The organism is Hyphomonas beringensis (assembly GCF_000682755.1).
Classification (GTDB): Bacteria; Pseudomonadota; Alphaproteobacteria; order Caulobacterales; family Hyphomonadaceae; genus Hyphomonas; species Hyphomonas beringensis.
In genome coordinates this window covers 21486-45017 of the sequence record NZ_AWFF01000109.1, presented here as the reverse complement: position 1 = coordinate 45017, position 23532 = coordinate 21486, and the positions used below count along the sequence as shown (strand labels likewise).

The window sequence follows — 23532 nt, the reverse complement described above, 5'->3', positions numbered from 1 at the left end:
GAGGAATAGATCATGCGCATTCTGAAATGGACCGGTATCGGACTTGCCGTCCTCCTTGGACTGGCAGTCTGCGCCGCTGTGGCCGGATATTTCCTGACCCAGCAGCGCATCAAGTCGGCAATGACGCCGCCGGCGGCTGATCCTGCCCCATCCTCGCTGACAGCATATCTGGACGAGGATTTCGCGCCGCAGGCGCCACCGCAACTCTACAATCCCCAGTCAATTTCCTCCTTCGCCGACGATGCTCTGCTCAACAGCGAGACCCGGCCGTGGACGCGCTGGTGGTGGCCTGGCGGCGACGTGGACGCGGATACGGCCTGCACCCAGCTGGCAGACCTGCATGATGCCGGTTTTGGCGGGGTCGAGATACAGCCTTTCAATGCGGGCCTCGCCATCATTGAGGACGAGACCTGGCAGGCCAGCATCAACAGCTTCGACAGCGAAGATTACTACACGACGCTAAGCCGAGTCATGTCCTGCGCCAGGCAGTTGGACATGCAGGTCTACCTGAACCATCTCAGCGGTTGGCCCGCTGGCGGCCCAGAAGTTCCGGTAACCGAAGGTATGAAGGAAATCCGCTACGCCGAAAAGCACGTTAAAGGCGGCCGCCTGATCGACATTGACCTGCCCGCACCAGAGCCCCGCTACAACGACGTTGCGATGGCTGTCGGAGAGATCTTCTTCGGCGCAGATCTGTCGAATTTTGTCCCTGAGGAGCGGCAATTACTGGCTGTGCTGGCCGCCAAAGTGAGGGATGGCAAGCATGCATCCAATCCGCTGGACGTGACCAACACCGTTAGTCTTGTACCCCAGTCCGTGGTGCAGCTTACGGGCTTTGTCGATGACGGCCGGATCAACTGGGACGCGCCGGATGGCGATTGGGCGATTATGGCAATTTACGCCCAGCCGGCTGGCGAAGCGCCGACGCTCATCGCGTCGAAGCAGAGCGGTTATGTTATCGATCATCTCGATGCGGACATCGTCTCTGGCCATTATGGCTATGCTTATGGCGCACGCACAGGACTGGACGAGTTCTATGGCGACCCCTTCATGGGTTTCTTCAATGACAGTCTCGAGTTCAAGCTGGATCGGCTCGGCTCGGTCGACATCCTTGAAGAATTCCGCAAGCGCCGTGGATATGACCTCACGCCCCATCTGCCGGCGATCTTCATCCCAGCCCGCGACAATTTCTTCCTGACAGAAGTTGGGCGCCAACAACCTGCGCCCGACTTCCATCTGGACCAAAATGATGAGCGGATTCGCCACGACTATCAGAAAACGGTGTCAGATCTGATCATTGAGCGCTTCGCCAAGGCCAGTGCGGATTGGGCAGAAGCACGGGGCCTTGTCTCAAAGGCGCAGACATATGGATCTGATTTCGACGTCCTGGCGGCCATGGGGCAGAACACGATGCCTGAGACCGAGCAGCTCTTCGCGGGTGGCTCGGAATACGCCCTCAAGCTCGCGACTTCAGGCGCGGAAATCTATGGCAGGCCGGTTGTCTCGGCCGAGGCCTTTGTGTGGTACAAGCTCGCCTATGCCGTCTCTCCGGCGCAAATAAAGGCAGCAGCCGACAAGCTTTTCCTGAGCGGCGTGAACCAGATCATTTATCACGGCATCCCTTATGTGCCGCACGATGACGCGTACAAAGAAGAGTTTGGCGATCTGGGCTGGTACCCTTTCTCCGGGCCGGAGAATGACAGCAATTTCTCGGGCAATTACGGGCCTGCCTCTCCGATCTGGGAAGTGCTGCCCGAAATGAATGCCTACATCACGCGCGCTCAGTCGCTTCTGAAAGCGGGCCATCAACGCTCCGACCTTTTCATCTACTATCCGTTTCTTGGCTTCCCGCATCAGATCGAGGATTCCGACGTCTTTTCAGAAGAGTTCCTGTTCATGGGGGCCCTCCCCGGCGAATCGCAGGCGAAGCGGGACGAGCCGATCAGCATTCCCTTCAGCAAGCTGCCGGACCGCGCTCCGGAAGACCTGATCGACCCGCGCTTGCGCTGGCTGGAACAGGTCCGGCCTTTGATCGAGCAATTGAACCAAGCCGGCGTAACTTGGTCTTGGATCAACGATGATGGCATCGCCCGTCTTGATCCGGCTACAGATGAAAGTGTGCGCATCCTGATTGCGGACGCTCCCTGGATCGAACGCACGACGCTCGCCACCCTGACTGAGACAGCAGACATGGCAGATCGGGTGACCATCTGGGGCGCCCCCCCAAGACGCCAGCCCGGCTTCCTGAACTTCGAAGAGAACGACGCCTGGATTGCCCAAACCGCTGCAGCGCTCGCCTCAAGTGGCCGGCCATCAAGGCCCAAAGAGCTTATCGACTGGCTGGCCCCGGCGCTGCTCCTCGACCAGAACGAGGCAGTCCGACATTACGCCCGCTATCTCACCGCCGGGACAGAAATTCATTTTCTCGTCAACCAGTCGCGCGACCGGCGGACCGCCATCGCCGTGCCTGCGAGTAAACATGCCCATGCCTACTGGTTCGACGCCGCTAGGGGCATTGCATGGGATGCTGCCCCAACAGAGACAGGCACGTATGAGGTCGACCTAGCAGGCCTTCAGTCTCGTTTCCTGATCTTCTCTGATGAGGCGATCTCCGGCACTGGCCCTGCGCCGGGCGCGATCCTCAAATCGATAAAGATTGGCGGCCCATGGACGATCAAATCTGGCGGGTTCACGCTGGACGACCAGACATCACTGCGGGACCTTCGAACCGTCGAAGGGTTCAGGCATGCCGATCAGCCGCTCATCTATTCAACGGCATTTGAGCTTGAGACGGCCGCGCCCTGCCCCTGCCGGACGAGGCTTTCTCTTGGCCGTGTCGAGGGCGTGGTTCAGGTTCGTGTGAACGGCAAGGATTTTCCGCCGGCAGGCCTTGTCCCCATGTCGATCGATCTCGGCGACGCTCTGCAGCCCGGCCGCAACACGCTGGTGCTCACCATCAAACCACCGAGGCGCAATGAACTCGTCGGCAAGGCGCTCGCGGGCGTGCCACTCCTCGAGCAGGTCCTGCCACAACAAGAGGAGCTCGCGCCAATGGGGCTCTTCGGCCCTGTTCAGCTCGACTTCCTGGCGTCAGCGCAAACGCCGCCAATTCCCACTGACAGCGAGTAAGACGAGACATGAAACTCTGGCAAAAAATTCTCGTCGGCGCGATGGCGCTTGTCGTCCTTCTCACCATGACCGGCTTCGCCTTCCGGCAGACGCTGGGCCGAAGGGCGATCGACCATTTCACAAAGGAGTTGATCGGCCCGCGCCCTGCCTTTCGAAATACGGATTTCTCTGTCGAGACAGAATGGGTCACCATGCGGGATGGCACGAAACTGTCGACCCGCATCTACACACCTGACGGCGACGGCCCCTGGCCAACGCTCCTTGTGCGCGACGCCTACCAGTTCCAGAAATACCTGACCTGCCACTATTACGTCAGATACGGATATGCCTGCGTCCATCAGGACGTTCGCGGACAAGGCGAATCCGAAGGCGAGTGGTACCCGCTGAAACATGAAGCCGATGACGGCACCGATACACTCGACTGGCTGACAGAGCAGGACTTCCAGAACGGCGAGATTGCCCTCGTCGGCGGTTCCTATCTCGGACTGGTCCAGTGGGCCGTTGCGGACCGTCTGCCCCCTGAGGTGAAGACAATCATCCCGACAACCTCGCATGGCGGGTTCTATGACATGGTCTATCGCGGGAGCCATTTTACGCAGGGCATTGCCGGGCTCTGGTCTGCGGAAATCTTTCATCCCCTACAAGACAAGGAAGACGCCACCGAACAGTGGCTGGAAACCGTTGTCCCTGTGCGCCCGGCAAAGGATGCCCCAAAAGACCTCTTCATGGGCGCCTGGCCGTCCTATGCGGACTATATCGCCCACCCCGACAGGACCGATCCCTACTGGCAGCAGGACTTCTACCGCCAGATTGACCAGTCCTATCTCTCCGTCCAAGTGCCCGTGCTCTGGATTGCCCGCTGGCATGACTTCTTCCTGGAAGGCACCCTGAACCGGGTGGACGACCTGCCGAACCGCGCCGACAGCCTTCTTCTGATCCAGCCCGGACAGCATGGCGGGCTAACCAATGAGCTGAACTATACTGACAAACGCTTCCAGGGGTTCGAGACGACCCTCGCCTGGCTCGACCATCACCTGAAAGGCGTTCCCCTCCCCGAAACGTTGCGACACCCCGTCATCTACTATGAAAACGGCGCCGACCGCTGGGAGACTGCATCCTCCTGGCCTCCCGCCGAACGCCAGCCGCTTCAACTCCACCTGTCTCAGCTCGACCGATCCGCGACGTGCGGGGGAAGCCTCGATGAGACCGCTCCGTCATCGTCTGAGGCCGTGGCGCAATACACCTACGACCCGGCGAACCCAGTCGAGACCAATGGCGGGGCCTTCCTGCTCAATCCGAACATCGCCCCACCAGCCATTGCTGACCAGGGCCAGACGGCATGCGAACGAGATGACATCCTCTCATTCCTGAGCAAGCCCTTTGACACCGGACTTCACATCGCCGGAGGCATCGAGGTTTCACTCGACGTTCAGACCGATGCACCCGAAACCGCTTTCACAGTGAAAATCTCAGAAGTCTTCGAGGATGGCCGCGTGCTCAACATTCGCGACGACATACAGACCTACCGCCCCTCTTCAGCAGCCGCTGGCACCGCTCTCGCCTTCGACCTTGTCCCGATTGACTGGACACTATCCCCGGGCTCACGGTTGAGGTTGGATATTTCGTCCTCAAACTTTCCCGCTTTCCCGCCGCATCCAAACAAGTCCGGCGTCTGGAGCGAAATCGCCGCCCCAGCCATCGCCCGCCAGACGCTCTATGGCGGATCGGTTAATCTGCCGACAGTAAAGAGGTGATCGCTTAGTGGCGTTGACGGGTCAATTCGGACGGGAGAACCGTAGGCCAATCACCGAAAGCGCCACGATCACAAGTTCGATGATAATGGGCTGCGCCACACCTTCCGGCACACCGGAGACCACAAGCCCAAGAAATCGCCCCGTGACAGCGAGCCCGTAAAGCATAATTGGCAGCCAAAGCCAGGTTATCCTGCCTTTAAACAGAGCCCCGCCAGCGCCAATAACGCTCGCCAGGAAAAAGGCCCCCATATCTGCCCTCACTGTGTTTTGTCCCAGCCCTGTTACTGCGCCGAGCCCCAAGGTTTCCGCCATGCGGTCCGGTGACACGAAGGCCATTCCCGCCATCATCAGTGAAAACAGGAACACAAGCCCCGTACATATACGTCCCAGCCAAATCATATTCTTTCCTCCCCTTCTTGACGCCTCACGCTACTATTGACATTTAATGTGTCAATATATTTGCGAGGGCCCCTATGAGCAACAGATTATTGATAATGTGCACGGCTCTGGCAATCATTCTTACAAGCGCGGTTAGCCTCACCTATCTCAATCGCAAGGCGATCATCTTGAAGCTTGTTACCAGTCGGGACAGGATGGACGTCGCGCCGAACCAAACGATAACATGGCAGGCGGGGCCTGAAACAGCCACCGAGCCCGCTCAGGACCGTCCCCCAAACATCGTCTTCATCCTGATTGATGACCTTGGAATCAATGACATCTCCACCTTCGGAGGGGGCGTTGCCGGAGGACTGGTCCCGACGCCGAACATCGACAGGTTGGCGCGCGAAGGCGCGATCTTCTCTCAGGCCTATTCCGGTAGCGGCACGTGCGCTCCTTCACGAGCCATGTTGCTGACCGGCCGATATCCGACACGGACAGGGTTTGAGTTTACCCCGACCCCGGCAGGTATGGGACGTATTGTATCAATGTTTGCAAATGATGAGGCGCGCGGCACACTTCCCCCGCTTGATTACAACAAGGAGGCAGCAAAGACAGCTCTTCCCTATGCAGAACAGGGCCTACCAGGAACGGAGGTCACCCTGGCCGAGGTTCTTCAGGCGCAAGGATATCATACCGTTCATATCGGCAAATGGCATCTGGGGCAGAATGAGGAGTCCCGCGCCATATCTCAGGGCTTCTATGAAAGCCTGAATATGGAGAACATGTTCTATCTGCCCAAGGATGACCCAGACGTGGTGAATGCCGAGTTGGACTTTGACCCAATCGACAAATTCCTGTGGGCGCGCGCGCAGTATGCCACCTCGTACAATTCAGGGGATTTGTTCGAACCCGGCGGATATCTGACTGACTACTGGACGGATGAGGCCAAGAAGGTGATCGAAGCCAACAGGAACCGACCTTTCTTCCTCTATCTAGCGCATTGGGGCGTGCATACACCCTTGCAGGCTACGCGAGAGGATTACGACGCAGTGGGCGATATCCAGCCTCACCGCTTAAGGGTCTATGCCGCCATGGTGAGAGCCATTGACCGCAGCGTAGGCGAGGTCATGGACAAGCTGGAAGATGAAGGTCTCGCCGACAACACGATCATCGTCTTGTCCAGCGACAATGGCGGCGCGGGCTATATCGGCCTACCCGACATCAACCAGCCTTATAGAGGGTGGAAGATCACTCTGTTTGAGGGTGGCATTCGCGTTCCCCTCTTCATGAAATGGCCAGCGCGCATTGCCCCAGGCACGGTCGTTGAGACTCCTGTGGCGCATATTGACGTCATGCCGACACTGGCCGCAGCCGCCGGCACCGAACCGCCTGACGGGATCGAAATTGACGGACTGGACCTTCTGCCTCTTGCCACTGGATCAGGTGAATTCGACCGCGCCGATGGCGCCCTTTACTGGCAAAGTGGCTACTATCAGGTGGTGCGCGCTGGCGACTGGAAGCTGCAAGTCGATGGCCGCCAGAAAAAGACCTGGCTGTTTAATCTCGCGGATGATCCTACAGAACAAAGTGACCTGTCACAGCGCGAACCAGAAAAACTTGCCGAGCTGGAAGCCCTGATACGCAAGCATCAGGAGGGCGCCGTTCCGGTACTCTATCCCTACACAATCGAGACACCTGTCGCGATCGACAAGACCGGTGCAGAGATTGCCGTAGATGGTGATGAATATGTCTGGTGGGCAAACTGATATCGCCCGGTATCGGTATCCAGTGTCGGCAGATCAGTAATCCGTCAGAAGCGCGTCCGTCATGCGCCGCACCACTTTCTCTGCCTCCGGCACATCCAGATTCTGATCCTGACGCAGGCGACGCCATGTCTGGAAGGCAACGGCCGCTTCGACTGCGGCAAACAGAACCTTATCCTTCACAATGGTATCCGGCAGCATAGCCTGAAGCGTCGCGCGCTCCATTTCCAGCGTGCTGTAGTATTTTTCCATCAGGAAGGGAGACTGAAAGCGTCTGAGATTGGCAGACACACGCATCGAGAAAATCTCTTCGTAGATCTCGGCGCGCCGGCTGATCAGAGCGGACAGGTTGCCCCTCCAGTCAGGGGCCGTAAACGGGGCCTTTGCTTTTGGCATGACCTCCGCAGTGATGATCTCAGCTATCTCGCCATACAGGCTATCCATATCCTCAAAATGGCGGAATACGGTTCGGAGGCCAACACCGGCGCGCTCTGCAACGCTGGCCGCGCTAGGGGACATGTCCCCTTCCTGTATGAGGGCGAACATGGCGTCGACGATTTGCGCCCGACTTCTTTCGCTACGCTGGCGGCGGCCATCGGCCTTTTCGCCGGCTGCAAGTGTCTGGCCAGTCTTGGTCACCTAGAACCCTTTTGTCATCTCCACTTTGTCTGTTCCTGATGGCAGGCTGAATATCATGCCATCTTCAGACACAGTGATCTTACCGTCATATATGTCCCGCGTACCCTTTGTGAACACTCCGTACAATACCTTAGACGGCATGGGCGGGATCGTATGGTAGAAGACCAGCTGTCTGGCATTTGCCTCTTTTGCGGCGCGCGCCGCATCCAGGGGCGTGGCATGGTACGTCAGAATATCATCCATGATTTGCGCTATGTGGTCCTGCCCACGAGCCTTTGCAGCGTCGCGCATCACGCCGACCATTTCAGGGTTCAGCGCCTCATGGAACAAGAGATCGACGTCCCTTGAGTTTGCGACCAAATTCGGGTCGTAAATCGTGTCTCCGCTGATCGATACGGAGCGGTCTTTATAATCGATCCGGTATCCGAAAGCAGGCTCCACGGGCGCGTGACTCACGCTGTAGGCCGTTATGGTGAGGTCGCCGTCCTCATATACTATGGCTTGACTGCCCGGCCCTGCAGGAAGGCTGATAACGTCTCCTTCGCCGCCACGGCCTGCCGGATTGGCAATATCAACACCATGATGAGCCGTGCGAAACTGTCCATCGATTCGATAAGCCTGATTGAAGCCATCAATGACTTCGTCAACGCCTCTCGGCCCGGAAACCGGCAGTGGCTCATCACGCTGGCCATTTACCCAAGCCTGCATCAGCAACTCACCCAGGCCGTCCATGTGATCTGAATGCAGATGCGTCAGATAGACATGGTCGACTTTCGAAAGTGGGAAACCCATGCGCGTCAGATTACGAGATCCACCGGAACCAGCATCAATCACCAGAGCCTTGCTGCCAGCCAAAACCCCCAAGCATGCGCCGGAACGCTTCGGATCCGGCAGCGGCGTGCCGGCGCCGCAGACAAAGACATGCAGCCCGTCGGGTAGAGTCTCGGACCGGTCAACACCGACCCCTGCTTTTACAGCTTTCCGAAAGGCCATCTCTGCCAGTTGCGGTTTGAATAGCTGATAGCCGCCAATCCCAAGACAGATTAGAGCCCCCACAAATATCAGCAAACGAACAAACAGCTTCATGACTTATTCCCCCTTGCGAGCCTTTTGAGCTCGTCTTCAATGACCCACAAACGGTCCTGCCCCCATGTATAGACATTACCAACCCTGAAACTTGGGACGCCCCAAAGCCCCAACTCCGACATCTCGGCGCGGTTAGCCTCCGCCTCTGCTCGCCAGTCATCATTGCCCATGATATTGCTGGCCTGTTTCCAGTTTAGGCCTGCTTCCTTGACGATAACTTCCATACCCTTCGCGCTGCCCGCATCAACGCCTTCAGACCAGACGTTCCGCATGAAGCTGAGACAGAACTCAAAGCCCTTTCCCTCTGATATGGCCCAGGGCAAGAGCGAATATCCACGTTCAACCGGCTCGCCCACGGGGTCAGCAATCTTGCCAAACGGAACACCCAGGCGGCGGGCTTCCCGCGCAGTGTCCTTGGTTATGTACATCCCCTTCATGCGCGGCACGGGCAGACCTCGCATCACCATGGGCAAGACAAACCTTAATCTCAGGCGCGCTCCATAAGACTCTGCCAAGGCCTTCACGCGCTCAGCGACAATGTATGTGTAGGGACTTCGAAACGAGAGATAATACTGAAGCTCTGTACCCTCCGGAACACGATTAGAAACATCAGACGCGGGGCAAACCGGGGGCACAAAAATAGGCGTCTCCGGGCAGCCCGGCTTTACTGCGCCAAGCGCACGCAGCCGCGCCTCCAGATAGTGCAAGCGGTCCAGCCCCCAATACCACTCGCCCGCATAATGAAACGTCGCGCCAAGGTAATGCCCCAGCGCCTCACGCCGTGCGCTGCCATCGACCTTTCCGGCGGCGACGTCTTCTCGAAGGGGCTTGTCATTTCCAGACAAGCCCCTTCCCCACAGCGTCCCCCCAATCCGTGCAGCTTGCTGCACGAAAGCTCCTGTCTTCAACGCGTCCAGAAGCTCAGCCTCGGCCTGTTCTATCTCTTCGGCAGGAGGCGTTATGCCCGGATCCTGAAAGTTCAGCCCCGCCTTTTCCGCCAGTCTGTGTGAGTCCAGGCGCGACCAGGCAGCCAATTGCTCCCGTTCTGGAGCAGCCCAGTCTGGAGGCGGCGCAACCAGGTGGATCTTTAGATCCACATCATAGCGCCGTGCAAATTCCACGAGGATTTGAGAGACAAGATAGGAATACGGATCACTTGTATCATGAAAGTACTCCACCAAATGCGCCTCTCCCTTTGCCACTCGACGTCTCTCCGCTTTGGCGCGGGCCGCCGCCAATCTTTCAGAAGAGGTCAGATACCGCGCAATGCGCGACATGATGGCCGCTCTCAGTGACACGACTGCCTCTTCATCCAGATCCTCCGATTGGCATAAACTCCACGCACTCAAATTATGACACAACAAGTGCCATAATAATATGCAGGTGACAATAGCCTGCCTACCTGTCGTTCTTGCGAAGCAGTGAGTAACCTAATCTTCAGATCATAAACGCCCTAGGGGATCAGGATACGTCGACGAGGGCGAGGCTCATCTCCGCGACCTCATAGACGCGCAAATCATCCCGCCAGAGACTGCCGCGCGCGGTTGCAACGACACGGCCTTCCTGATGGTCAATCGCAATGATTTCCATCACGGTAACCACCTCTTTCTTGTCCGGGGTGACCTGACCACGATAGCTCCACTTCACGGGGCGGTCGCTCGCAAGCGTCTCAAATCTCGGCTTGGCCATGTTGGCGTGTAGGCCTTTGAGCAGCATGGCCCTCGCCAACAATTGCGCCAGCGCGTCGAGCCCAAGAGAGCCAGGTTGGACCGGATCCTGATAGAAATGAGCCTTGAAGTACCAGGCATGCGGATCGACCGCTTGTCGTCCGCGGATCAGGCCAAGCCCCACCTCGCCGCCCTTCGGATCAAAATGATCAACACCATCCAGCATGCAAAGCTGGCCACGCGCCAGCAAGGCCTGCTCATCTTCCACAACGACGGCCTTGGACGGCAGAGCATAGGCTGAGCTGAAGTGCGGCTTGTCAGAAAGACCTGCCTGACGGGCCAGCGCGCCGGACGGGAAGAAGCCAAACTGCGTCTTCAGATCCAAAACTTTTTCATCCGACTTGCAAGATACGGCAACATCAAAGGATACGATCGTCATTGGGCCGACTCGCGAAAAACTCGACAAGCGGCTCTCAATCACAAGCATCTCGTCCTTCGGGAAAACTTCCCTGTAGAGATGCCCCTCGCCTTCAAGATTGCGAAATTTGAGGGCGCCAGACAGGGCAAAGCCGCAATGACTGGCCAGCCAGCCACATGGCTGAAGGGCAATTTCAGACAGCACAGCAAAAGGCATGGCGCCATTGCCATTGTCCTGGAAATACCACGCCTGCGGAGGAATATCATATTCACACCGTACCGCTGCACCAATTTCCTGAACGCCCGGCCGGGTGGAGACCTGCATGACACGCGTCATCATATGATAAGGCGGCTGCGGCAATCTCGGCACGATGCCCTCATGATCGAACCGCCTATACATGTCTCCAAAGGCAGCCGATGGCGCGCCATTCGCGCAATCCAGCAAAGCAGCATAGTCCCCCCGGCTTTCCTGTTGTGGGCCGATACGGCGAGGTTGCTTGTCCTGTCTTGGCACAGGCCAGGTGCGCCTGAGGCGCAAGCCGAACCGGGGGCAGTAGAACACTTTCTTGCCGTCCGAACTTGCCAGTAGGGCCGCATAGATTTCCGGCGTATCTCCATCAATGATCTCATCAATGAAGACTTCATATGTCAGGTCATGGGCCTGATCAGGAATGACCTGGCCGCGGCATATGAACTGCGCCATATGTCCGGGCACAGGCTCAAAAACATACCCATCGCGCTCAAGCGCCAGCCCTGCGGCCGCCGCGTAAAACTCCATCGCCTGTACGGCCGCCTCAGCCATCAGGGTTCCAGGCATGCACGGGTCTTCATGGAAGTGGCCATCATAGAACCACATGTCAGCCGCGACAGCTGCACGCGCCTTCAGATACCCCCTGCCCCATGGGCCGCCCTTGGGATCAAATATCTCCACATTATCGAATAAATCCAGCTTGCCGTCTGGCAGATGAGCCGGCCGGGACTGCGCGGCCGCAAGCTCGAACCCATCCCCAAAACAGGCATAAACATCCCCTTGGCGGAAAGCATCGAGGTCTTTCCGCGAGAATGCCCTCTTTGCACTGGCCTGCTCCGCTTTGAAAGACCTCGCCTCTGCCGTAGGCGGACCGTCTTGTTCAGGCGACCAGACAACTCCCTTGCCTGCGGCCAGTTCTGCATCGCTGAAAAAGCCCGCCTGGCCATTTCGGACCGAGAAAACAGGCCGGTCTCCGACATAGCAATCATACTGGAAGAAGAACATTCGGACATCCGCCAACTTGGCGTGACCGGTGATCTCGATTTGAAAGCGAAGTGTATCGCCAGGCTCAGGCAGCCCACCCTCATGGAAAGTGATCTCGCACCCCAACAGACGGTAAACACGCTCATCCTGATTGCGGAAATCCGCGCCCATCCAGCCAATCAGCGTGAGGTCTGCCTGACCGCACTCTATCAGCGGCCCCGGTCTGATCCGCCCATCATGGATGAACCACTGATCCGGACTCAAATCTGTTTCAGTCCAAATCACTCCCTTGGCTTCAATCCCCGGCTCTGCATCTATGCCGGTAATGCGGTCCACCAGTAACAAGGGTGGTGCAGGCAGGCGTACCTGTCGGGCATATCTATCCTGTTGCCGGAAGTCCTCCCCGAAAAGATCAGACATCTTTCCGCGCGCAGACGCGTCAATTGCCTCATAGTCCCAGGACGGACCACAGGGCGAACGCTTCAGCAAAGGCTCTCGCCCGCTCACAACTTTTCTCGGATGCGGTAATGGCCTGTCCTTTGGTGGCGGGGGAAAAGCAACAAAACCATCTGAATGAGTAACAGGCTCAGCTTTCGGATAGCTAAAAGGTGGACGCTGCGGCGCGCATGGCAGAGCCACGCACCGGGCCAGCTCAGGGACAGCTGGCTGCGCATAGGGCACATCCCGCGTGACAGACCATTTTTCCGGTCGCGGCAACGCATTGGCCCGTGCCTCAGACAGCGCAGTGTCAATTTGCTTCATGCGGACCTGGCGCCCCTCAGCAAACAATACGCTGGCCAGTTCAGCCATTTGCGCAAGATCAGAGGTCTCGATCCTGTCTGCCGCAACAGCGGTAAAGGGTTTGCCTTTCAGGATGCGGTGTAATGACTGGGTCAGTGTATCGCGGGGCCCCAGCTCGACAAATGTCCGCACACCATCCTCCCAGGCCTGAAGGACTGTCTTGGGAAAGTCGACCGTATCGACAGCCTGACGAGTCAGCATGTCCGCAACCGTCTCGCTGTCAGGTGCATAGGCCGCATTCACAGCATTGGCATAGAGACGCACTTTCGGGCCAGCATGGACTTTGCGCGTGTGCAATTTGCGCCAGGTTTCCTCAAAGGGTTTCATGGCCTTTGCATGCACGATCAAATTCTGGTGCATCTTTGCGCCGGATCCACGCCCCAAAGCCTCGCAGACCCTACGGCAGGCCTCGGAAGGGCCGCCAATCATGCAGTCGTGATCAGAATAAATGATCGTGATTTCCACGCCGGCCTGGCGAGCAACCTCTCTCCGCACATTTTCCAGCGGGGCCTGTACGCGCCAATTGCTCCAATCGGAAGGGACATTGGGCCCCCATGCCTCACGCGCTGTTTCAAAGTCACCCCCGAGATGACGTTCGTACATCGCAGCATCGGAGATCTCGTCCAGCAAAGCCCCCGGATCATCCCAGAAGCCGAAAGCAAACAGCGCATTGCTCTCGCCCAGCGACAGCCCCAAGGCCGCATGCGGCTTAATGCCCAATATATCCAGCAGCAAAATCGCATGGGCCTGACTGATCAGTGTACCTGCACATAATTGCTCAAATTCGCTGAGCCTGGAGCGCATCAGCAGAGGGGCAATCTCCTGCGCCTTGTCCAACCCGGATAATTTCTCGCGTAGTTCCGGGAAGGCCATCAGTAGACCTCGGCCCATCCTGGGATAGACGGCGGCAGAGCCCGTAAACATGAAGGCCAATTCGCCTTCTGCCTTGCCTTCGCCAAAGTACATGCCCTTTGCGGAAGGCACTCCCCCCCGGGACAGAAATACTTGTGCCTCTGCCTTTTTGGCTTCCAACTCCTCTGCGGAAGACGCCAGCAGCGCGATGCGGCAGGCACCGCGTCCTCCGGTTTTCCCTGCTGCGATCTTCACGGCCAGGGCGTCCCGGTCTTTGGCTGCAGTCCAGAACATATATGGCGCGGGCCTGAGAGGGTCTCCAACGACACGCTGCGCCGCAGGCAGGAACTCGACATAGCCTGCAGCATTCACCGCCGTCTCTTGTACGCCGATGTGCAGACTCCTACTCGCACCCGCCAGATCCGGTATCGCGCCTTCGTCGGTAATTTTCAGCCCACGCGCAGCACATTGAGCCTCCACAGCCAAGCGGAAGACGATGTCTGCGCAAGGCGCGTATCCATAAATACATCTGAGAGCAGCTGGCGCACTGTCCAATGTCGCCTTCCAGGATACGCCCTTCACACTCCCCAAATGCGAGGGGTCTGCAGATGGCAGATCCTCCGCACGCCTCAGAATGATGGCGGCGGCCTGATCTGCCGGACAGTCTGTCAGTTGCATATCCGACAAAGCCCCGGCCCTGACAGGCTCGGCAGCAAAGTCAGCAGCTGCAACAATGGCTGTATCAATTGTCCCATTACGCAGGGCCTCAAGCGCAAGATCCAGCGCCGCCAGACCGGATGCCGCATCCGCCGAAACGGAAAAGCCCATGCCGTGATAGTCTTTCGCATAGGTCAGCCGGTTTGCCGTCATGTTGGCCATGGCGCCCAGCACTGTGGCTGCGCTTAAAGCGGGCGCAATACGGTTCTGTATCTCAGCGATTTTAGCGGTCCCCGCAGCACCAACCAGACTGGCAAGCCTTTCCCGCAGCAGCCAGCGCGCAGAATCTGCCGCACAACCCATTGCCGCAAAAACGCCTGTGCGCCCCTCATCAATGTCACCGGCAGAAGCCAAAGCCTCCTGCACAACATCCAGGATAGCCAATTGATGGGGCTCCGCCTCCTCTAGGTCTCTGGGCGGCGTTCGGGCACTGGCGGCATCTGCACCAATTTTTCGGCAGGGTCCGGACGGCTTCAAAGGGTGATTCATCAGCCTGCGTAGCACTGCCTCATTCCCACGATCCTGACCGGCCAGCAGGCCTGTTGCGACAAGCGCAATGTCGCCGTCATAAGGTTCCGGCAGCTTCACCTGAATCTGGTTTTTTGTCGGGGTATGTTGCTCCAGAATCAAATGCGCATTGTTTCCGCCAAAACCGAAATTGCTGATGCCTGCGAGGCGAGGTCCTTCAGGCCAGGTTTCTTCCTGCTGAATGACTCTCAGGCCTGATGCCTTGGCAGACTCAATCAGGTTTCCGTCTATGGGAGTGGCAGCCAGAACTCCATGCTCGAAAGCAGATGTCATCTTCAGGACACTGGCAAGGCCGGCCGCCGTGATCAAATGACCTGTGTTCGCTTTAAGGGAACCGATCGGCAGGTCTTCATCCCTCTGGAACATTTGCGCTGAGGCAAGCAGCTCCACACTATCGCCAGTCGGTGTGCCCGTGGCGTGACATTCAAGATATGAAAGGCTTTCCGGAGAAATCCCGGACATCGCATATGCCTGACGCATCGCCTCAAGCTGCCCCTCCCCAGACGGAGCAAGCAGGCCTTTCCTGCGTCCATCATTCGACAGGCCGATCCCGCGAATAACGCCATACACCTTGTCGCGGCGTGTAACGTCGCTCAGCCGCTTCAGCACAACGCAAACAGCGCCCTCAGACGGGACGAGACCATCTGCCCCCTTCACGAAAGGCCTGGATGTCCCCGACGGGCTCAGAGCCTTCAGGGCATCGAAGCCGATATGCAGGATCAGATTATCTGCCGCATTCACAGCCGCAACGACGGCATAATCGAGCTGGCGTGATTGCAAGCGGCGACAGGCTATCTCCAGCGCATAGAGGGAAGAGGCACAAGCTGCGTCCAGCGAGAATGCCGGTCCGCCCAGCTCCAACACTTGGGAGATCAGCCGGGCTGGCAAGGCAGAATTGAAAGCACTTTCAGGCGTGCCCGGGGTTTCACCGGACCAGACAGACGCGGCATATGCCGCATGCGCCGCACTGGGATAAGACAGATTAGCGACGAACACACCCGTCTTGGCGCGGCGTGAACGGGCAGCCCGCGCATCCTGCCACGCCTCCATCGCCGCATGGACAGGCCAAGCACAGACGGGGTCAGACATAACAGCTGCGCGATAAGCCTCCGGAATACGTTCCGGGTCAAAGACTGTATCAAAGCCCTCGACCAGCCCCGAAACATAGGGCCTGTGTCGCCCCGAAGACGCGCCCGCAAGGCGGCGTGATGGTACTGGCCCATAGACAATCTGCCGATCACGCACGATTTTCCAGAGGGCGTCCGGCGTCAATGCGTCAGGCAATACACAGCCTTGGCCAACGATCGCGATGGGTTCAAACCGGCAAATGCCTGTCATGATGTCCACTCATCCCCAATAACCAGTTCTGTTTCACTGGGGTCACCGAAAAGGATCTGATCCGCAAAGATTTGTGCCCCGTCTTCCAGGCCAATCAACTGGATACCGCGCTGGGCAAAATGGGTGGCCAGTGTCTCGTCCACCATGCCCCCTTCCCACGGCCCCCAGCAGAAGCTCTTCACGACAGCTTCCGGCAGTTGATGCGACAGTTGGCATGCTACGGCATTCAGCCAGGCATTGGCCATCGCATAGTCACTCTGCCCAACATTGCCGAACACAGCCGCAGCCGACGAGAACAGACCAACATGCCGAAGCCGGGACACATCCAGGCAAGCAAGAATGTTCTGTAGGCCTTCGACTTTCGGGCGAAAGACGCGCCGTAACTCTTCCGGCGTCTTCCTGACGGCAAGACTGTCCGCCAGAACACCGGCCCCATGAACCAGCCCCGTGACCGGACCATATTGCCCGGTGACATCCTGCAACGTCTTGCGCAGACCATCCTCATCAGACACATCCGTAGTCAGATAAATGGCCCTAGCGCCTGCGCGCTCAATGGCGCCGAGAGTCTCACGGATTTCCGCACTGGCGAGCAAGGTTTTTGCCTGTCTGTCGATCTCCGGCAAGGCGGGCTTCATGCCGCGAGCCTTGGCATCCTGTATCAGAGCCATTCGCAGTGACTTGATATCCGTCGCCGGGGGCAGATGCTGCGGCCACTCCACAATCGGAGAGCGCCCCGCCAAGAGGAACACCGAGCCGGGCTGCATCTGCGCCAGGCGACTGACACAGGAGGCTGTAACCCCACGCCCGCCGCCAGAAACGAACCAGACATTCCGTTCACTCTGCGCACGCCGAGGCTGGACAGGAGCGCCCATGACCGCCAACTCATACGCCTGCTGCCCGTCAAAGACGACATTTCCAAAGCCCTCCGACAGCGCCTGAATGACGCTGGAAACGTCGCCCTCTCCACGCCCCTCAAGCGACCACGCTATGACATCCGTATCGGGCCATTCCTGGGACAATGTTCTGGACAGCCCCTGCAATCCGGAGAGGCGTATTATCTCATCTGCCTGCGCGCGTTCTAGCAGGATCAATCTACGGCCGTCTTGCCGCAGGCCCCTGCAGGCTTCGAGAACTTGCCAGTGGCGGTCGGAGATTGCCTCCTCACTCACCCCCTCGGTAATGATGACACATGGCGCATTCGCAGCTTCGGAGCTGCTCTGCGGGCAAGCTTTAGCGCCAGCTTCCCGCAAGGCCTGAAGCAGGCCAGACGCCAAGTCAGGTGCACCATCGGTGACAGAGATCATCCCCAAATCCTGGAGGGGGCTTCCCTGCCCCATACTGCCGCAAGGCTGAAGCGAGACCACTCTCACACGGCTCTGATACTCTGGCTGAGGTGGGGCATCAGCAAGGGGGCGGGAGAACGCAGGCGGCGTTCCGCCGCCCCTTATCTGAAAAAATCGGCAATCGCCCGGATCGTTCGGAGTTCCGTCAACTCTTCCGGATCCACCTCAGGTAAGTCCGGATACTGATCTCTCAGGGAAGACAGAATCTCGACCTGTTTGATGGAGTCGACACCAAGCTCCCCCTCAAGATCCATATCGTCTTCGAGCATGTCTTCCGGATAGCCAGTCTTCTCCGCAATAAGGGCACGCACTATATCGGCGCTCACACCTCCCGCAGGGGCTGGGGACGATTCAGCAGCCGGCATAGTAGTAGATGGATCACCAGCTCCATTCGGGCGGGGCGTGGCGCCAATATCCGCGCCATCGATCATATCGGCAATGGCAGCAATGGTACGCAACTCGACCAATTGCTCAGGGTCGATTTCCGGAAGCGCCGGAATGCGCTCACGAATTGTCGACAGGATTTCGACCTGCTTGATGGAATCAACACCCAACTCGCCCTCAAGATCCATGTCGACTTCCAGCATATCCTCCGGATACCCAGTTTTTTCCGCGATGATGCTCCTCACCAGCCCCAACGAGTCTCCATTCATGGCAGGTGCAGGCATCTGCGCTGCAGCTGGCTGAGGCGTAGGCGCTGCGGGCGGGGCAGAAGGCGTCGTTTGTGCAGCAGGTTGAGCAGGTAACGAAGCTGGCACAGGCATGGATGGCTGCTCAGCCATATAGCTTCCATTCGGACGCCCACTCGGGGTGGGCGCCGGCGCAGGTGCAGAAACTGGGGCTGGAAGCGCAGCCGGGGGCGGTGGCGGCGCAGAAGGCTGGTGCCCTGCCACGCCAGCAATCTGCCCTGCCACACTCAGGAAGGCCGTATGCGCACTCGTCATGGCAGACATATATTCAGAATGCCGCACGGACATTTCTGAAATGATCCGATCCGAAACGGTTGCGGGCACCGTGCTCGTGGCCGGCTCTCCCGGGGCAGAGTTAGAATGAGCAGGAGGAGTAGCTTTGGTCATGGGAGAAGAGCCTGTCTGTTCTGGAAGGGCTGGTCTGGGGGCTGGCGCAGTTTCGCGCGCTAAGTTTCGGGGGTTCGGTGCAGCCTTTCCGGCCGCCCCTGTTTCAGGAGGATAGGGTTTCTTGTAATTGGCCCCTGAGATCATAACGGCATGTTTTGAGGGCGCCGGTTTTTCTGGCTGGGGCGGAAGCGCCTCAAACAGCTTTCCGAAGTCCAGGGAAATGCCCGACACGGCCAGCGTGGCTGCGGCTGCCAGGAATTGGTTCACACCATTACGCCGCTTGTGATCCAGCGATACTGTTAGATGCTCCTTGTCCTGCAGGATATTCCCGACAAGACCTGACACGACAGACCCCGGACCGATCTCAACGAAGATCCGTGCGCCCGCCCTATGCATCGCCTCGACTTGCTCCCGAAAGCGCACAGGCTGAACCAGCTGGCCGGAGATAAAGTCAGGCAGCTCAGCCACCTTGCAGGCATATTTGCTCGCGGTGGCATTCGCATAGACATCCAGTTTGGGGCTCCGCAGTTTCTGCTTTGCCAACACTTTGGCGAACGGCGAGACAGCCCCCTCTACGATTTCCGAATGAAAGGCTGTGGCCACAGGCAGGCGCCGCGCCTTGAAGCCAGCCGCTACGCAAGCCTGTTGCGCGGCTTCAATGGCCTCAACTGCGCCGGACAACACAATTTGATCTGGCGCATTGTCATTTGCCAGCACGACGGACAGCCCGGTTTTGTCTACAAGCCCCGCTATTGTCTCCGCATCGGTTTGTACGGCCAGCATTGCACCTTCAGACGCACTTGCGGCTTCGGCCATATGGGCGCCGCGTTCTGCAGATACAGTCAGGGCCGTATCAATATCCATGACACCTGCCTGATGCAGGGCCATGATTTCACCGAAACTGTGGCCGGCCGCCATATCTGCCTTCAGGCCCAGCACATCCAGTAGAGCAAGCTGGGACAGCGCCACGGCCGCGATGGCGGGCTGGGCATGCTGCATTTCCGTCAGCCGCTGGGTCTGCGTCCCAAAGTCCAACTGGTCGAACGCAGTGGGCGGAAAGGCCAGGCGGTCGAGGCGTAGGTCGCCCGTTCGCTTGTGACCGGCGGCGCGATCCCAAATCTCACGAGCCGCCGGGAAAGCCATCGCAAGATCGCTCCCCATTCCGACATACTGGCTGCCCTGCCCCGAAAACATGAAAGCCATCTTGCCTTCAATCGCCGGAGCGAGAGAGGCTGCGCAATCCTGCTTCAGCGGCCGCGTACCAATTTCCCCGGCCTCGATCTGGCCCGCCAAGGCAGCGCCCTTGCTGACCAGGTCAGCCGGACTTTCCGCGATGATCGCAGCCCTTGCCCCAGCCTTTGCCTCAAAGTCATCATGCGTATGCGACGCACGCATGGCCAGATCGGCTTCCGGCATCTCACGGCATACGGACCTGATCTGCGCCGCCAGAGCATCAGGCGTCTCTGCGGAGAACAGGAACAGTTCCGCAGGCAACACACGATATGGCCGCACCGCCTGTTCGCCAACATACTCTTCCAGCGTCACATGAAAATTGCTGCCGCCAAATCCGAAGGAGCTGACGGAGCCCCTGCGGGGCCGCTTTGATGGGCTAACCCAGGGCCGCGGCTCAGTATTCAGATAGAATACCTTGCTGTCCTTGATAACATCGGCAGGCTCTTCAATCTTGATCGTCGGCGGCAAAACCTTGCGGCTTAGTGCATTGACCATCTTCACCAGACTTGCGGACCCCGCCGCTGCCTTTGTGTGGCCTATCTGGGATTTTATGGAGCCTAGCGCACACCATGGCGCTTCTGCCCCTTCTCCGAAGACAAGATGCAGGCCATCCAGTTCGGCTTTATCCCCGGCGCGCGTGCCGGTGCCATGCCCCTCAACCAGATCGACAGCATCGGGACCATATCCCGCCTGCTCATAAGCCCTCTTCAGCGCCTTGGCCTGTCCTTCGGGAACGGGCGCATATATGGCCGTACCCTTGCCATCCGAAGACGCACCAATGCCGCGGATAACAGCGTGAATCGTGTTCCCATCCCGCTCGGCATCCTCAAGACGCTTCAGGGCCAGCATGCCCACGCCTTCGCCGAGCATCGTGCCATCCGCCTCATTCGAGAAGGGCCGACAGTCTCCTGTTGGCGACAATGCCGGCGTTTTGGAGAAGCACATATACATCAGGATGTCGTTCAGCGCGTCAACGCCGCCGGTCAGGACCATGTCGCTATCGCCAAGGCGCAGCTCATTCAGGGCAATGTGCAGCGCTGCGAGACTGGACGCGCAAGCTGCATCCGTCACCATATTGCTGCCGCCCAAATCCAGACGGTTTGCAATCCGCCCGGCTACGACATTCCCCAATAGGCCAGGGAATGTGGCTTCCTGCCACTCGGCATAATGTGCTTCGATCCGGCCCGCGATGTCCTGAACCTCGTCTTCCGCAAGGCCCGCGTCTCGCATGGCATTGACCCAGGCAGGGCGCTGAAGACGGCCTGCCATGTGCGCGGTCAGTTCCGTTGCCGAAGCCACGCCGAGGACGACACTGGTCCGACTACGGTCTATGAGGCCTTTGCTGTCGCGTTCAATATCTTCAAGCGTCATCTGCGCAGCTATCAGGGCAAGCAGCTGGGCGGAATCCGTCCCCTGCATGGCTTTCGGTGGAATGCCAAAAGTCACAGGGTCAAAAGCCTGCGGGTCTATGAAGCCGCCACGACGTCCATACGTCTTGTCGGGCGCCTTTGGGTCAGGATCATAATAATCCTCGATCAGCCAGTGGCTGGCAGGAACATCTGACAACAGGTCCCGCCCTTCCATGATATCGCGCCAGAAGCCGGTTACATCCCCCCTGCCCGGAAAGATCGCGCCCATGCCCACAATGGCGACAGGAATGGCAGACCTGCATGTCATGTGATTGCGTTCCTCATTACCCTTGCGCGTCACAGGAAGTGTCGCGGCTTGAAAGAAAACTCTGTTGGCGGAACAGACACTCCGCAGGCCCGCATCTGACCCGCGCGGGAGAGATGCGCCGCCCCCTCCATCAGATTGAGAGCCATCTGGCGTACGGTCCTGTTCTCGATCGGCTCAAGAAACGTCCCCGCCACCCACTCATTGAATGCTCCCTGCGCCGGACCACACCAGATCTGGTAATCAGAAACACGGTCTTCCGCGCCATCGCGCGCCCATTGCGCCCCCATGAACAGGTATCGCCGCGCCACCAGCGCCAGACGCTTGTTGCCGTCTGTCTCGGCGCGTGCGGCTTCTTTCGGATTGGCTTTCTGAATATAGGCGCGGGTCTGCTGCCAGGCTGCAGGGAAAGGCTCTCCCAGAACGCCATCCAGCCATTTGCGATCTTCCGCACTCATCGTCTCATAGGATGCGCCAGACCGATAAAACGCATGCAGCTTGCGAGCCCGCATCGCAAAAAGGGTTCCGCGCTTCAGAACCTGAACTTCAACCCCTTGTTCGAACATGTCCGCTGCAGGCGCCATCGCCACATCTGCCGGGCCCGCCTTGGCCAGCAAATGGCGCGCGCGCTCTGACAGTCCGGACTCAATCGCCGCCTGATTAATCGAGCCCGTCAGCACATAGGCCGCGCCCATCTGGAAGGCTGCGGCAACCCCGTGCGGAGTTGCAATGCCGCCGCCGAGGCCGATGCGGATCGTGTTGGCGTCTATTCCTGAACGCTCCATCACACGGTCACGCGCAAGACACAGGGAGGAAAACAGCGGGGCCGCAGCCCGGTTATCCGTATGGCCGCCACTATCGGCTTCCGCCGTGATATCCAGTGCAACAGGAACCTGCGCAGCCAGATCTGCCTGCGCCTCACTGATGCGCCCCTCTGCAACCAAGGTCCTGAGAATGTTTTCAGGTGCTGGTGCCATGAATTGCTCGGCCACCTCAGCGCGGGAGACTTTGGCGAAGACATGGTTGGCGCGTACGATGCTGCCATCTTTGGTGCGGCTCAGTCCCAGAGCCGTAAATCGCACCACGTCCGGAGACAGGCGCATATAGGCAGAGGCCGACAGCCGGCGCACGCCTCGCTCCAGAAAAAGGTCGACAACTTTGGCCTCATATCCGGGCTGTTGCGGAGAGTGGATAAGATTGGCACCCCAGGAAACCTGATCCGGCCCAAGCGCCGATTTGATCTCACTCAGGCCCGCATCAATCGTGTCAGGCTGTAGCCCAGCGCTGCCATAAAAACCAACACAGCCGCACCGGCCCGCCTCGATCACCATGCGCGGCGTGGCAATGCCTCGCGCCATTTCGCCGACAACATAATTGAAGCGTGCACCATGCGCCTCTGCAAACGCCCGGTCCCCCAGCCATTCAGGATAGATCGGAGGAAAGCAGATTCGCCTCTCCCCTTTCCCGTCCGGGCTTGCATTTTCATCGACACAGACTTCTTCCCGCAAACGGGAGAGAAGCTGCTCGCCTGAGTACCCCATAAGCCTTCTCGCTCACACCAGATTCGATTTCTTCGAACCATCTAGACTAGACGCAACTATCACCCCTCGTGGAACCCCCATTCCAGAAATTCACCAAAATACGTGACATCTCTGGGATCAAAGCCCGCCCAATAGTCAGCTTTGATCAGAAGCTTATCCCCCAAATTCCACAAAGCAACCCGCAGTAGATTTATTTCATAAATCTATTTTACGTATGCATTGTTTCAGGAAGGCGCATCAAACGCATCCTGCAGGAATACATGCAAGACGCGCACCACGGAGGCGCCTCGGCTTGACCTTATAATTGCCATGAAATCAGTATTTCCGAAGCTTGGCTATACGGGTCTGAGAGGGAGTAA

11 protein-coding genes are annotated in these 23532 nt (G+C 58.5%); 3 read left to right on the top strand and 8 right to left on the bottom strand.

Features of this window, described 5'->3' with window-relative positions; translation table 11 throughout:
• The first annotated feature begins 12 nt into the window (after positions 1-12).
• Together HY29_RS17705 and HY29_RS17700 are read left to right on the top strand one after the other, a co-directional pair.
• Positions 13-3129 carry a glycosyl hydrolase gene (locus HY29_RS17705; protein ID WP_034799731.1) on the top strand — a complete coding sequence of 1039 codons (3117 nt, stop codon included), beginning with the start codon at positions 13-15 and terminating at the stop codon, positions 3127-3129.
• Positions 3130-3137: 8 nt separating this feature from the next.
• On the top strand, positions 3138-4883 hold the full coding sequence (locus tag HY29_RS17700; RefSeq protein WP_051601772.1) for a CocE/NonD family hydrolase: 1746 nt from the start codon (positions 3138-3140) through the stop codon (positions 4881-4883).
• A 21-nt stretch (positions 4884-4904) separates the two neighbouring features.
• Here the strand turns inward: HY29_RS17700 and HY29_RS17695 are convergent, their stop codons facing one another.
• On the bottom strand, positions 4905-5282 hold the full coding sequence (locus HY29_RS17695; protein WP_034799727.1) for a hypothetical protein: 378 nt from the start codon (positions 5280-5282) through the stop codon (positions 4905-4907).
• A gap of 74 nt (positions 5283-5356) precedes the next feature.
• On the opposite strand from HY29_RS17695, the gene HY29_RS17690 reads away from it, so the two are divergent.
• The gene (locus HY29_RS17690; RefSeq protein ID WP_081811497.1) at positions 5357-7030 is read left to right on the top strand and encodes a sulfatase; all 1674 of its coding nucleotides are present in this window, start codon (positions 5357-5359) and stop codon (positions 7028-7030) included.
• A gap of 33 nt (positions 7031-7063) precedes the next feature.
• On the opposite strand, the gene HY29_RS17685 is transcribed toward HY29_RS17690, so the two are convergent.
• The 7 genes from HY29_RS17685 to HY29_RS17650 all read right to left on the bottom strand — a co-directional run bounded on the left by HY29_RS17685 (position 7064) and on the right by HY29_RS17650 (position 23173).
• Positions 7064-7666: a TetR/AcrR family transcriptional regulator gene (locus HY29_RS17685; RefSeq protein ID WP_241765259.1), complete on the bottom strand. Its 603-nt coding sequence runs from the start codon at positions 7664-7666 to the stop codon at positions 7064-7066.
• Positions 7667-8752 (bottom strand): MBL fold metallo-hydrolase, encoded by a 1086-nt coding sequence (locus HY29_RS17680; RefSeq protein WP_034799723.1) that lies wholly within the window; start codon positions 8750-8752, stop codon positions 7667-7669.
• A complete protein-coding gene (locus HY29_RS17675; protein ID WP_034799721.1) occupies positions 8749-10050 on the bottom strand; it encodes a DsbA family protein in 1302 nt (433 codons plus the stop codon). Before HY29_RS17675 ends, HY29_RS17680 begins: the two co-directional genes overlap by 4 nt.
• A 163-nt stretch (positions 10051-10213) precedes the next feature.
• On the bottom strand, positions 10214-16306 hold the full coding sequence (locus HY29_RS18730; RefSeq protein WP_051601769.1) for a type I polyketide synthase: 6093 nt from the start codon (positions 16304-16306) through the stop codon (positions 10214-10216).
• Positions 16303-17610, bottom strand: a complete 1308-nt coding sequence (locus HY29_RS18725; RefSeq protein WP_051601767.1) for an SDR family NAD(P)-dependent oxidoreductase — start codon at positions 17608-17610, stop codon at positions 16303-16305. The genes HY29_RS18730 and HY29_RS18725 overlap by 4 nt, the downstream gene beginning before the upstream one ends.
• A 140-nt stretch (positions 17611-17750) precedes the next feature.
• Complete coding sequence (locus HY29_RS17655) at positions 17751-21635, bottom strand: type I polyketide synthase (RefSeq protein ID WP_051601765.1); 3885 nt, start codon at positions 21633-21635, stop codon at positions 17751-17753.
• A gap of 29 nt (positions 21636-21664) precedes the next feature.
• On the bottom strand, positions 21665-23173 hold the full coding sequence (locus HY29_RS17650; protein ID WP_081811494.1) for a PfaD family polyunsaturated fatty acid/polyketide biosynthesis protein: 1509 nt from the start codon (positions 23171-23173) through the stop codon (positions 21665-21667).
• Positions 23174-23532 lie beyond the last annotated feature (359 nt).